Annotated in this window: 11 protein-coding genes; 8 read left to right on the top strand and 3 right to left on the bottom strand. The window is 58.7% G+C overall.

Annotated features, from left to right (window positions below; genetic code table 11):
• Positions 1–570: 570 nt before the first annotated feature.
• Entirely contained in the window at positions 571–1,944 is a 1,374-nt protein-coding gene (locus tag IEW73_RS02775) for an FAD-binding oxidoreductase (protein ID WP_188670454.1), read from the bottom strand.
• Between the two features lie 61 nt (positions 1,945–2,005).
• Positions 2,006–2,368 carry a cupin domain-containing protein gene (locus IEW73_RS02770; protein ID WP_188670451.1) on the bottom strand — a complete coding sequence of 121 codons (363 nt, stop codon included), beginning with the start codon at positions 2,366–2,368 and terminating at the stop codon, positions 2,006–2,008.
• 204 nt (positions 2,369–2,572) lie between these two features.
• Here IEW73_RS02770 and IEW73_RS02765 point away from each other — a divergent pair, with 204 nt between their 5' ends.
• Complete coding sequence (locus IEW73_RS02765; protein ID WP_188670449.1) at positions 2,573–5,488, top strand: ATP-binding protein; 2,916 nt, start codon at positions 2,573–2,575, stop codon at positions 5,486–5,488.
• Positions 5,489–5,506: 18 nt separating this feature from the next.
• Here IEW73_RS02765 and IEW73_RS02760 read toward each other — a convergent pair whose 3' ends face one another.
• On the bottom strand, positions 5,507–5,776 hold the full coding sequence (locus IEW73_RS02760) for a DUF4242 domain-containing protein (protein ID WP_188670447.1): 270 nt from the start codon (positions 5,774–5,776) through the stop codon (positions 5,507–5,509).
• 801 nt (positions 5,777–6,577) lie between these two features.
• Here IEW73_RS02760 and IEW73_RS16690 point away from each other — a divergent pair.
• From IEW73_RS16690 to IEW73_RS02725, 7 genes are all read left to right on the top strand, one after another.
• Entirely contained in the window at positions 6,578–6,715 is a 138-nt protein-coding gene (locus IEW73_RS16690) for an ATP-binding cassette domain-containing protein (protein WP_373286497.1), read from the top strand.
• A 1,081-nt stretch (positions 6,716–7,796) separates the two neighbouring features.
• The gene (locus tag IEW73_RS02750; RefSeq protein WP_188670445.1) at positions 7,797–8,477 is read left to right on the top strand and encodes a tetratricopeptide repeat protein; all 681 of its coding nucleotides are present in this window, start codon (positions 7,797–7,799) and stop codon (positions 8,475–8,477) included.
• A 371-nt stretch (positions 8,478–8,848) separates the two neighbouring features.
• Positions 8,849–9,424, top strand: coding sequence for a TetR/AcrR family transcriptional regulator (locus tag IEW73_RS02745; RefSeq protein ID WP_188672784.1), 576 nt, complete (start codon positions 8,849–8,851; stop codon positions 9,422–9,424).
• Entirely contained in the window at positions 9,421–10,224 is an 804-nt protein-coding gene (locus IEW73_RS02740; protein ID WP_188670443.1) for an SDR family oxidoreductase, read from the top strand. The genes IEW73_RS02745 and IEW73_RS02740 overlap by 4 nt, the downstream gene beginning before the upstream one ends.
• Positions 10,225–10,337: 113 nt before the next feature.
• Positions 10,338–11,447, top strand: a complete 1,110-nt coding sequence (locus tag IEW73_RS02735; protein WP_229675692.1) for a DUF6745 domain-containing protein — start codon at positions 10,338–10,340, stop codon at positions 11,445–11,447.
• Between the two features lie 14 nt (positions 11,448–11,461).
• Positions 11,462–11,911: a DUF8820 family protein gene (locus tag IEW73_RS02730; protein ID WP_188670441.1), complete on the top strand. Its 450-nt coding sequence runs from the start codon at positions 11,462–11,464 to the stop codon at positions 11,909–11,911.
• Between the two features lie 829 nt (positions 11,912–12,740).
• The gene (locus IEW73_RS02725; protein ID WP_188670438.1) at positions 12,741–13,601 is read left to right on the top strand and encodes a hypothetical protein; all 861 of its coding nucleotides are present in this window, start codon (positions 12,741–12,743) and stop codon (positions 13,599–13,601) included.
• The last annotated feature ends 57 nt before the right edge of the window (positions 13,602–13,658 follow it).

Below are 13,658 nucleotides of genomic sequence, written 5' to 3'. Positions count from 1 at the left end.
GGCTAAGGGGTTACGGTGCATGGTAGGTGCAGGCGCAAATCGTCAACGACGCACGCAAAAGATGTTGCGCACATTGGTTAACTTGCTGCTGCTGAGCCCGCCTGTTTATATAGCCGATAATCTACATTATGTTAAGTAATGGTAAGAGTAACGCACTCCTCTAAATACTTCGCCGACGGTTGGCCGAACACAACTGGTTACAAACTTCGTTGGCCCCCGATACCGTCATTGAAACCTGGAGCACAAACCAACCAAATTACTTGGCCACCGACGGCCCCAGCAGCGACCTCAACCAAAATTCTCCAGTCGGCGTAAGCGACGACACCTGCAAGGTGCAGTACTTGTTGACGTCGTTTGGCGAGCGTACTTCGAACCCGTTGCCGCGCGAATCAAACAAGTCGATCAGACTATTGATTAGTCGCTTGACGACGCTCGGACACGGTTCGAGGCGATGATCGAAACATTATTCTGACTCGGCGGCCCTATAGAGGACCACCGATTTCCGGCCCTCTATAGAAACCCTGGGTACTTAAAGCTCCCCCGGTACTTGCAACAAACCAGGTGCTAGACCTAAATCGGAACGATGTTTTGGTTGAGGTGAAAGACGTTACCCGGGTCGTAAGTCTTCTTGACGCCAACCAACCGGTCGTAATTGGGACCGTAGTTGGCCCGTATGCGGCTCTGATCGTCTTCTGCCATGAAGTTGATGTAGCCGCCGTTGCTAGTGTGGGGTTCGAGCGCTGCGTGGTAGTCGCGCACCCACTTGATGTTGGCGTTATTGTCGGCGGGATCGGGCCACATACCGGCGATCACCGGGGCGAAGTTGGCGTCGCGGTAGGCGAACGCCGTCGCGTCAGCCGCGATGTCTTGAACGGCACCGTCTATCGGATACAAATGCATGGTGGACTCCATGGCCGGGAGTTTTGGACCATATTGGAGGTGGACCGCGATGGCCTCATCGGTCAGCTCTGACAGGAAGGCGGCCTTCCAGTAGTGCTGTAGACCTGCTGGAAGTAAGCCGTCGAACGCGCTATTGAGTGCCGGGTATGGCATCCTTCCGATGTGCTCGGCCACGGGCTGGCCGACCGCCCGCAATTCTTGAAGCAGCCCCTCTGCTTCGCCATCGCTTCCATTGAAGCAGGACACCACCAGCAAGAATGGCTCTCCTACCCGATCTGCAGGGATGAAAGGCAGCGGCGGCGCGATCTGAAACCCGGGGAACGCCCCCATAGCACGTGGGGCCGCCGCGATCCATTCGCGATAGGTCGCGAACAGTTCCTCGCCCGCATCGAGTTCGAAGAACATCGGACCCCCGTAGATCGTACCCACGGGATGGAGGTCGAACTCGAGCTCGGTGACCACCCCGAAGTTTCCGCCGCCGCCACGCAGCGCCCAAAACAAATCGGGATGTTCTGCTTCGTTCGCGGTCACGAAGCTGCCGTCGGCGAGGACCACCTCCGCCGACCGGAGGTTGTCGATGGACAGTCCATGGGCGCGGGACAGGTAGCCAATGCCGCCCCCGAGCGTGAGCCCCGCAACGCCGGTGGTCGAGATGATTCCGCCCGTAGTGGCAAGGCCGAAACTGTGCGCAGCACGGTCGAAGTCGCCCCATGTGCAGCCGCCCTGCACACGAGCGATTCGCTTCTCGGGGTCGATTCGGATCCCCTTCATCGTGCTGAGGTCCAAGACTATGCCGTCGTCGACCGTCCCGAACCCAGGAACACTATGTGCCCCATCCCGGATGGCAAGATCAAATCCGCCTTCGGTAGCAGCGGCGATGGTAGTACGTACATCATCAACATCGACGGCCTGAACGATGGCGAGCGGGCGTCGGTCGATCATTCCGTTGTAGACCGATCGTGCCTGGTCGTACTCCGGGGAATGCTGGGTGATTACTGCGCCACGCGTACCTTCTAAAATGGTGAGTGCCGGTGTGCCGTTCATGGTTGCTCCGTGCGCTAGTTCTGAGTGGGTTGCTCGATGTACCTGAGGGTCGACCGTGTGGTCAGCTAAAAAGGCGCAATGCATGTTCGTGGAATTCCCGCATCGGGGCGACTGGGCCGACTTCGATGAAGACAGCGCCATTTAAAGACGTAGCAGTATGCCCAGCAGGCCAGTGGTACACCTCCCCCGCGCTGGCTGTCTCGAATGTCCCGTCCGCGTGTTCAAGTCGGAGAGACCCCTCCATTACGATCCCCCAATGCGGGCTAGGGCACCGGTCGTGTGGAAGCCCCTTCAGAACCGGACCGAAATCAGTGCCGGCTGGAATGCTGGCGTAACGGATAGCCATGTCACCCAGTTCGAGGTACCGGGTTTCGAGGTAACCCTGCGCGACTTCGATGGGCATGTCTGCGATTGGTGTTGCCATGGTGTGCTCCTCAGCGCTGTTGATTTGCGATTTGTCGCTTCTACTGACGTTACGGAGAGGAGGCCATACGCACATGACCTGAATTAACTTGATCGGCTGCGGCCGACATGGTCAGATCTGACTAGCGCGGCTGATTGATTGCCTAGCAGTTCTTACATGAAACGTCGTACCCCTGCGCAGTCGATATGGGTATATGGTCGATAGGTGGTCGAACCACTTCCGCTCAGTGCCCCGACCGGTTCCGTAAACGAAGGCACCGCCTTCGTTGGCCGCCGGGCCGAGGTCCAGCGCCTCCACGCGGTGTGGCGGGCGGTACAAAACGACCGGCGTCACGCCATCTTTATTGGTGGTGAACCTGGAGTAGGAAAGACTCGCCTTATCTCCGAGGTGGTAGCACCCATTCAACAGCATGGCGCGGCTGTACTGTGGGGATCCTGTCGTGCCGACTTAGATGTCCCGTACCGCCCCTTCGTGTCGATCGTCGACCACATTCTTGAGCACGAGTCAGCGGAGGTTCTAGGCGACGTACCCACCGACATTGGGTCGCTGCTGCTGCGCATTACGCCGCACGCGAAGCGAAGGTGGCCGGACCTGCCGATGCTGTCGCACTGGGAAGGTGACTCCCGGCTAATACTGTTCGACGCTGTACTAAAGCTCGTCCTTGCTGTCGCCGAAGATCGCCCGACAGTTCTCGTGGTGGAAGACCTGCACTGGGCGCCCGAACCAACTTTGGCAATGCTCGCACACCTCGTCGAATCGACAGATGGAGAGCGTCTCCTGATCCTCGCCACCCGGCGGACGACGGCGCCGGACCGGTCAGATGCCATGACTTTTGCCCTAGCCGACCTGCAAAGGCTCGACGGTGTCGATCGGATTGATCTGGTCGGACTGCGTACCGAACACGTGGCCGCATACCTCGTCCGTGAAGCTGGGGTGTCCCTGGGCGCGGCTTCGGTCGCAGCGCCAACGATACGCGACTTGACCGGCGGGAACCCCTTCTTCCTGCAGGAATACTGGCATGACCTGGCGAAAAGGGGTGGACTCTCAGCTTTCCAGTTGCCTACCGATTCAGCGCCACAATCAGTGCAGGATGCATTGGAAAGCCGTCTTGCCGGGTTCGAGCCCGCTCACGCCCGCGTAATTGAGGCGGCGGCGGTCGCTGGTGACGTGGTGGACGCAGGACTTCTCGTCCACGCATGTGGCCTTGGCACCGAGATAGCGATGAAGGGGGTTGATTTCGGCGTCCGCGCCGGACTGCTTGTCGCTGATGATGCGGGATATCGATTTGTCCACGCGCTGGCACGTCACGCTGTCCTCGATCGAATGTCTGCGACTGAGAAGGCGACGGTCCACGCCCGCGTCGCCGTGGCGCTCGAGCAGAGCCACGGCGAGGACGATCCCGCACTTGTCGCCGATCTTGCTCGCCACTACTTTCAGGCACGTGCGGTGGGACACGCGGACAAGGCAGTGCATTTCCTGGTCCTTGCCGCGCGGCAGGCTGAGCGGAGCGTTGCCCACGGTGAGGCGGCCAAACTGTACGAGCAGGCTGCGCGTGTGCGAGGAACGCACGGTCCGAACCGGATCGAACTCCTGTCGTCGGCCGCCAGGTGCCATATGCATGCCGGTGACTTCGTCACGGCCCAATGTCTGTACGAAAAGTTAGCTGCAGATCCGAGTCCTAGAGTCAGGTTGCTTGCCGCCATCGGCCACGAGGACGCCTCGTGGCGGCCGGGCGTTCGCGGGGAACTCTCGCTTTCTATGCTCGGAGAGGCGCTAGACAGTGCCGAACTCGATCCAGACGATCCGCTGTGCGTGCGCGCCGTCGCGAGTATGGGCCGAGCGGCAGCCTTCACCGGAAACGCCGCGCGAGCAAGGGTTCTTGGCGAGGATGCGCTGCGCCGGGCCCGAGCTTTGGGCGACCAGGATCTAATCGCGCACGCGCTTGCGACGACGCTGTGGCAGGGACTTTCCCCGCAGACGGCACCCGAGTTGCCGGCACGCGCTGTGGAGCTGCACGCGATTGGATCTCACCTGGGCAATGCCGACCATCGTGGTCCGGCTGCGTTCTTCCGCGGTGTATTCGCCTACATCGTCGGTGACCAGGCGGCCTGGAGTAGTGCGCAGAGTGATTTAACCGAATTGGCGTTGTCACGTGGTCAGCCGTTCTACCGCTATGTCGCGGGGTGTTGCCGGTACGCCCACCGCTACTCGGTTGGCGACTATGCGGCTGCGAGGCACATAGTCGAGTGGCTGGACCAATTCAACCAGGATTTTGACGGTGTCACCGCAGGGTCGTGGGGGGTGCAGCAGTTTATGCTCCGCCGCGTGACTAATGGGCTCGAGGAGATCCGTTCGCTGATCACTGGCGAGGAAACACTTGATGACCATTGGCTCCCCGGGCTGCTCGCAATGTACACAGAACTGGAGTTGTGGCATCCGGCGGCCCGTCTCCTCACTCATTTATGTGACCGAATCGACGACTACCTGTCTGGTGGACAAGCCGGTGGAGTTCTTGCTTTCATGTCCGAGGCCGCAGTGCGGTTAGAGGACCCGACAGCCGCCGCTGTGCTACGACCGCTGATCGCAGATTACTCAGGTGCAAACCTAATGGCCGGTCAGTTCGTGGCAGTGTTCGGTAGCGCCGACCGTTACTTGGGCGAACTCGATTCGGTGCTCGCCACACCAGGTGCTGATAAGCACTTCGAGAAGGCGCTCGCAATGGACCGAAACATGGGCGCGGTCACTCACCAAGTCGAAACGCTCGCCGCGTGGAGCAGACACCGGAGCCGATATGGAGGCTCAGCAGGACCACCCGCCGCCCAACTCGCTGATGAAGCGCGTGCCCTCGCCCGCCAAGTCGGACATCGCGGCGTCTTACGAGATCTGGATGCCGGACCGCTCCCCGACGTCGCATCCCCGCGACTGCCGAATGGCCTCACCGAACGAGAGGTCGACGTACTGCGACTGGTCGCCGCCGGTTTGTCGAACCGAGAGATCGGGGAACACTTGTTCATCAGCGCGAATACGGCGGCCAATCATGTTCGAAGCATCCTGAACAAAACTGACTCCTCAAACCGCACGAAGGCGGCCGTATTCGCAGCTGAACACGGCCTTATGTGAAATTCGAGCCTCAGACAGCTACATCGGCGCGAAGGTGCCGTCGGGGTTAATCGTGCCAGCCAACTCCATAATCGCGGAAGCTGGAATTCCGGCGCGAACCGCGGCGGTACGAATCGCTTCAACGTCATCGGCCTCGTAAAGGCAGAACGTCTTGCGTTTGTCCGCAGATAAGAAGGAACTGAGCCAGCGCACGCCTACCTCGTCGTTGACTCGGATTACATCGTCGAATGCGCCGGGCGCAGCCTCCAGTCGGTCCGCGAACTCGCGCTCTACCATGAAAACCGGCATAGGAACTGTCTCCCTCGTCTCCGGACTGAACCCTGTTGAGCTCGTCTGGAGCTATCGCGATGATAGCTCTCAATCTAGGCTAAGCATCGGCGTCGGCGCACCTTGTTCGCGAGATGGGGTCCGTATGACCGCAGGCGGCAGCCCTGATTCTTCGATGTCCAGCAATATTGAGGTTATTGAGTTCGGTATTGTTGCCGCGACTTCACTCGTATCTGAAGACACTTGAGTGTGCCTAGGGTTCCAGCAAGTGTTGGCAGCACTGAGCCATGGCACAAAAAGTGCGTGCCGCTGTTTCCAATCTTCCAATAGCAAAGGCGATCGACGCTCCTCGCCGACCTGCTGGGCTACTCCCCCTTTGGAAAATTCTGCAGCCCGGCGCCGTCCAGGGAGACGTCGATGGGAGTTCCGGCGCGAAACTCGAGTTTGTCGCGCAACTCTATTGGGATCAGAATGCGCCCCAGGTGCGCAGCAATGAATTGTCCGCCGCGGTCGGCGCCCTTAATTTGATCGTTAAACCCGGGTCTGGTTCAGAGCCTAGCTACCAGACAAGCTGCCCTTCCGTATTCCACACCCACGAATCGCTAGTCTGGTGGATTCCCAGATCGTCAATGGTCGAGCGGAATTGACCGATTTAGTTGAGTCTCGCTTCGCGCGGCCGCCAGGCGTAGGTAGTGCGCCAGTAGTCCGTGATTCTTAAGGACCGCCGCGCACGTCGACGAGCTGGTAGCAGTAGGTCTGCTGGAATCCTCGGATGCCTTGGGTTTCTCCACCCTCGGACTTCTTCGTCCACGCGAAGCCTGTATGCGAATCGGAAATCTGTCTATGGGACAGCAATGCCGACTTGAACTCACAATGATTCTCGTGACTAAACCGCAGGTGATGCTTCTCGACGAGCCGACAAATCATCTCTCGATTGCGCTGGTCGACGAACTCACGTAGGCGCTGTTCGTGACGCGCGCGGCGGTGGTGCTTGCCACCCACGACCGCCAACTCCTGCGCGACGTGAGTGAATGGCCGCGAATGGAACTCGGCGCACGTTTAGGGAAGGGGTCGAGCACGTTGTGGCCTTCTTAGCGGCGACAGGTCGGCAATGCCCCGGTTCGGTCGAGCGTAGTTGTTAGCTCGTCAACAGCCGCAACCGCCAGCTGCGGGAGCGCACGCACCAGTTTGGCAACTGCCTTCCGGTCGAATAAATCCATCTGTAGGTGTCACCAAAACTTGTGATATTTAGGCATTTTCGTTGACCTGCGCAGATCCTCTTCTTGTGCGAGCCGAATCATTCTAGACGCTCCATTCTCAGACAGAGATGAACCGTTTACCGCAGCGGCCGGGCAGGACGGCATATTAATCCTCAAACACTGATGCTACGACTCCGCAATCTGGGGATCGATCTGCTTGGCACGAAAAAATAACTCTGCGAACGCTCGTATCAGCGCCCGCAGCGGTCTCCGTGATGCTCGGATACACCGACCAAGTCACCCACAAACACGCCGAACTCGCAGGCCATTGTTGGCCCGAGTACGAGTCGGGCGACTCCATCAATCCGACGCGAACTAGCAAGAACTGCCCCTCAGACAAACGACCTACCCAGACCACGAACATCATGCCAGCCTTACGACTCAAACTCGTTCCACCCCGATGCTGTTGGGACGGCTGTGCGGATGCCAATCGCGGACCTCCGCTGAGTCAACCTCGTCCGGAATATGCACAGATCGAATATGCAGGTGTACGAGCACGAACGTGACTGGGTGACGGCAACGTGCACGTCGAACAGGTCGAGCGGACCCACGCGTACCGTGAGATTCGCATGCTGCGCTGGGAAGTTTGGTAGTGCTTAGCGTCAGTTACCATGAAGTTCGGTGATGCAGCGATAGCAGTAATTCGAGTGAGATCTTCCCTTCTTTTCAGTCGGAGGATCAGGAGCCGTGCAACACGCCGATCTGTGATTCCGCGCAGGTGGGAGGGCAATGGGGAGGCCGACAGCAGGGATTTTGGTTTTCACGCAATGAGTTGTCGTTTCATGACATTGAGGAGAACGATCTTGGCAACTGACTGGTTTAGGACTACCGATTGGTCCCCCGCCGCTCAGGACGACTTCGAACGCCGTCTTTCGCGTGCTCGTAGCTATAATCGAGGGGATTATGTACGGATCAAAGGCCTCGCACTGCACGACGCAGGTAAAGTTGACGACGCCCGGGAACTGTGGCTCCGCATCGTCAATGGCGTCTACGAGGATATCGGCCTGGCCAGACCATCGGCTATTGAGCACCTCGCCGACTCGTACAAGGAGACCGACGCCGCCAAGGCCGAGCAGCTTTATCGGCAACTACTCGACGAGCACCCCGATCTCGGCGCGACGTCGCGTCTCGCGGAGTTGTCACTCGGCGAGACACTCGTGCGACTGAAGCGGTTCGACGAAGCGCTCGAATGGCTAACGCGGTGGAAGCAGGGGGACCAACCGGGGTGGCCGAACTGCCTGTTCCGCTGGCACCAGGCGGTGATCCAGGTGGCCCAGGCGCAGGGCGATCATGACACAGTGCGCAGGAGTGCGAGTGCCGCCCTTGAGCTTGCGGATCGAGGCCCGATGTTAGCTCACCATCGGACGGTGGGGGTTGTCCGCACCGACGAGTCAACCCTTCGTCGACTGCACGAGCTCGCGTCGGAACCGCCTGTGCGGAAATGGTGGCGACCAAGGGAGTGAGTTAGGGCGCATCCGATGTTGTCGGGTGCGTCGACAACATCGCCGGTTGTGTAACTGTTCGTGCTCCTTTGCGCATAAAGCAGTCGAGAGGCGTGGCGTACGAGACCTTCGCTCCCCTGCGGCTACGCGTATGCGCAGATTGATTATGTTGCAGACGTCACCGTTTCCACCATTTTCAGGTGCCATCGTGCAAAGTCGAGCAATCCGATCAACCGGCCCGCTTGTCCGCGCCAAAACAGTTCAAGTACTCATGGTCAGGGATTTTGGTCAGTCAACTCGATACAGAATCGTATCTGATACACTTTCGTATCGTGGATGCAACTCAGGTCCCTCAGCGGGTAACGAAGCGACGAGCGCAAACTCGTCAGCGTATGCTCGAGGCTGCATTTGACACGTTCGCAGACGAAGGATTCGGGCGTGCCACCGTAGAGAATATCTGCGAATGCGCCGGCTACACGCGAGGTGCGTTCTACTCTAATTTCGCTTCGCTCGACGACCTGTTTCTCGAGATGTGGAGACAGAAATCTGGTGACCTAATCGCGCGAATCCATGCCGTCCTTGAAGAACTCCCAACGCTGCATCTCGGAACCCCCGCACAGGTCGTAGAGCATGTCCTGGCGGCAGTGCCCGTCGACGATAAGTGGTATCGGATCACTGCAGAGTTCACAGCTCATTCGCTGCGCAACCCGTCGCTTCTCCGGGTTATGGCGTCCCGGGAGCAGGCCATCTCAGACGAATTTGTCCCCTTGATCGAAGAACTTCTCCGCCGTACCGGAAGAATAATTCCAGACCCGGTCGCGCTCGGGCAGGCACTGGTCGCGGTGCACGACGGTACGACGGTCCAAGTCCTCACCGAACCGGACAATGAAGCGGTACGGCGGCGCCGAATCGAGTTGTTCACCCACGTGGTCCTGGCTTACTCCACAGAAACTGAAGGTATCGAATGACCAAGACAGCCGTAGTGACCGGCGCATCTTCCGGAATCGGCAAAGCAATCGCAGAGGCGCTGGTGACGCACGGGTACCGCGTCGTGGGTACCAGTCGCAACCCAGACAGCCTTAAAGACTCTGTTCGGGTTCCAGGCGTCGAGTATCGCGCACTTGACCTCACCGACAGGGCCTCTATTGAGGCCTTTGGTGCGCAAGTGGGTGTCGTCGACGTTCTCGTCAACAATGCTGGCGAAAGTCAGTCAGGACCATTCGAAGAACTCCCCGCGGACGCGATTGAACGGTTGTTCCACCTGAATGTGTTTGGCCAGGTCCGGCTGACACAACTTCTGCTGCCGGGCATGCGCGAGCGTGGGTACGGCCGTGTCATCATGATCGGTTCGATGCTGGCAAGCTTTCCCCTTGCCTACCGTTCGTCATATGTCGCCACCAAGGCAGCCATCAAAGCGTTCGCCGACTCGGCGCGACTCGAGCTGTCCCCCTACGGCGTCTGGATCACGACGGTCGAGCCGGGCTCGATCAATACCGGGATCAGTGAGCGACGCACCAAGTACGTCGCGGACAACTCCCCCTATCGCGACGAGTTCAACACCGTCATATCGACACTTGATGCCAAGGAAGCGGAAGGGATCCCCGCATCGCACGTTGCTGCAACGGTGCTTCAGGCGATCACAGCCGACGAGCCAAAACCGCTGTACGCCCGAGGAAGCCGGGCGGACGTTGTTTTTCTACTCAAACGTGTCGCACCTTCGGCTCTCGTCGAGCGGGTCATCGCAAAGCAGTTCGGGCTCAAACGATAAGTATCGGCATCGCCCGCTGAAGCAAAAATCTCTTGCGCCCTAGCGCTTCTCGTGGCATCCTCAGTAACTATGACTACAGGAAAGGCGGCCACCGCCACCATCCGGTGAGCGCCGTGCCCATTCTCGATCCAGACACCCTTGCAGCGATTGCTGCTCGTCGCGACCAATGGCTAGGTCAGGGACTATGTACCCAACCCGCCGATAGATCCTCCGCAGAGTCCGCCGTCATCGAGCTTTATCAGCGCGCGGGATTGAAGCAACCGAAGTTCGCCTGGGTGCACTCTCCCCCAGCGGCACTGAAATTGATTGCTGAAGAAGGTTTGTCGGTTCCGCCGATTCGCTTTGCTGGTCCCCATCATTCCTCGGCGGCGATAGCTTCGTTGCGCCATTGGGCGGGTGAGCGCATGGACAAACGCATAGATGGCCGAGTAGGTCACAAAGATCGACACCAACAGCTCATCCGCGCAGCTGTGTGGAATTCATTGCGGACCTCACTGCACATCGGAGTTGCCACTGCGATGCGCACTCTGTTACCGAGCCAAGCACCCGGTGTGACATGGTACGGGCAGCAGGACGCGCACTGGGTGGCCTATTACGATGCATTCCGACACTTTGGGTTCGCAAGTTATTTGAAACCTGATGCAGAGATTCTCGACCTGCAGGCAACGCTAGTCGGTGCCACCGGTTGGTGGTGGGCATTCGACGACGTATGTGTCATGGCTGAACGGCCTTCTGCGCTGCATACGGAGCCCACGCCCGATGGTATCCACAACGAGCGTCGGTTACATCACTTGGACCAGCCAGCGCTCCAATTTTTGGATGGCAATCATGTTTTTGTGCAGCATGGCACCATCGTCCCCGATTGGGTTGTCCTCGATCCCACCGTCGAGCGGATCAACAAAGAGCGGAATATCGAGATCCGACGATGCGCGATCGAACGCATCGGATGGGACCGTTACATCGAAACTGCCGAACTTGAGCTAGTGGACCGTGGAGATGATCCGGGCAACCCAGAGAGCCAGCTCGAACTTCACGCACATCCTGCCGATTGGGGACGCACCGGCCGAGTCCTACTCGTCGTTAACGGTTCTCGAGAACGCGACGGACAGCGTCGTCGCTACGGCCTCCACGTTCCCCATTGGATTAACTCCGCGCTTAATGCCGCGGCCTGGACATACGGGCTCAGCGGAACCGACTATGCGCAACTCGTTCGCCGTACCTAACCCAAGGAGATCTCATGCAATCTGAACTGACATTATCCGAACTGACCAACCTCACAGGTCTAGATGTGCTCGAACACCTAGACCGTGAGGTCACCATCCCCGTGAGCGGCGGTATGCAGGCTCAAGGGGATCTCATTGTCATCCCGCTTGAGATTGTCCCCAACCCCGTCGGGCTCAGCCCGTGGACACGGACCGTCACTGTTCCATCATCCGGTGTGGAACTGTTGCGGAGCACTGTCGGTGGGAACCCACATTCACTTGTCGCCGATGAGGGCACGTGCACGTGGAGAGCGCCCGTCTGGGATGCCATGGGGCTAGCTCTGGGGGTCGTCGAAAACACGGCTACCGCGTATCTGCTCCACCCCGAACATGGTGCGATGGGCCTCGCCCCTGGGTTTTATGTCATTCGGAGGCAACGCGAGCTCGGGGTAGACAAGCATAGGTCTGTGTTGGTTGCGGACTAGTCAGACGTCGTTGCGCTATTGGCTTGTGGCGGGTCGTGCTGGGCGGTGTGAAGTGCAGCGAGGGCGGTGGTGACAACTGAGAGGGTGTTGCTGCAGTCCAACTTCGCCGCTGTCACCACCACTGCCCAGTGGAGCGACGCAGTGCACAACGGCTCGGTTCTGCCCAAAAACAACCTTGTCGTTTCCGCTAAATCCATCTGTAGGTGTCACCAAAACTACTGATATTTAGCCATTTTCGTTGACTGGCGCATATGGATTTGGGGGGTGCGGGGTGATACGGGGTGGCGTGAGGCAACGGCGGGAGCAACAGCATCCCCAACCGTCCGTTTGCGGTGTGTACCCCGGCAAGCGAAGGCTAGTCGGTAACATTTCCATCGATGACGAATCCCGGTGAAGACTCTTGAGAAAGTTTGCGAAAAGCTGTACGAAGACAATTGTCGACCGTGCACGATCAAATTCGGGCAGGAACTCCACCAACTGTCACGAGGCTGGTTGCCATATATCTCGCGCGAGATCCGAGGCCATTCTGTCGTTAACCCTCAGTAACGAATAACTCCGACTCTTGGGGCCTCGACAATCGGGAAGCGACGGCGTGGCGAAGCGCAATCCTGGACGATATCGAGAATGTGAATTTGCTCCAAGATCCGGCAGATGCCGCTGGCATAAGTCAAGGCCTTTCAGGACGCACCATCCGACCGTGAGACCGATCCGGAGGACTACGCGTATGTGCAGATCGGCCGCGAAGAATCAGATGACGATTGAGTTTGATCGTCCTGTGCTGCGGATCATCAGATCATCGAAATGGTTAGTCGTTAAGTAGTCTGGTGCGATGAGAACACCGTCGTGGGTGGAGTTAGCCGGTCGGAATATGGCCGCCGGCGCTTTGGCTATGTCTGGCTCCTTGCAAGTTCATCGCGAGCATCCGCAAACTCAGACGATTGACGAGCGTTTCGACTTTTGGCACGGTGGTGGCGGGCTGTGGCGGATCGAGAGTGACGGCCAGGTCCTGTATATCGCGGCCGGTGACGGGGCGTCGCTCGTTTTCATTGACGGCGAGATGCGTCGTCGATCCACAGTTAATTCTGTTGTCGCGCAGATGGGTTCAGTCTTCAACCCGTTCTTGCTGCTTGGTGAGCAATCGGTCCTGAGCAAAATCAGTGAAAGCCTACGTGTAGCCGGGGCCATTGAACCCGTCGAACTCGACGGTAGGTCGGCATGGCGGGTACCTTTCGTTTCGCCCCAAGGCGACATCCAAGTTGAGCTTGTCTTCGATGAGGAAACCGGACTGCTTGTGCGCTTGCACCATCCGATGGGCGGTGTTCTCATCAAGGTTACGGCTCTCTCAGTGCACGATGAGATTCCCCGTGAACGCTTCATATGGGATGGCCCGGTTGGCGATACCGCTCTCAATCTACGCGGACCACGTGCGGCAACTGCCGAGCGGATGGCACAACTCGTTGCCCTAGTTGAGGCGTCGAAGCGGCCAATTGAAGTGTTACAAGCAGTCTCGCGCGCGGCCGACCATGGGGAGGCCATAAGCGCGGTGATGAAACTCCTTGATACAAGTGAAACTGGTGCCGAGGTCGTACTTAACGCGCAAATCCGACGTTTCTCCGGTCGTGAGATTCAACGGATGCAACATGAGCTAGCCGAAGTGCGCGACGTTTTCGCCGAGTTTCCGGAGGAATAGATCACGGCTGGCGCTGGGTGGACGGTCCCAATGCCTATCCCCTGTTTCAGGTTTGAA

The sequence above is a fragment of the Hoyosella rhizosphaerae genome (genome assembly GCF_014643175.1).
In the GTDB taxonomy this organism is placed as follows: domain Bacteria; phylum Actinomycetota; class Actinomycetes; order Mycobacteriales; family Mycobacteriaceae; genus Lolliginicoccus; species Lolliginicoccus rhizosphaerae.
This window is presented reverse-complemented; position numbering and strand designations above follow the sequence as displayed.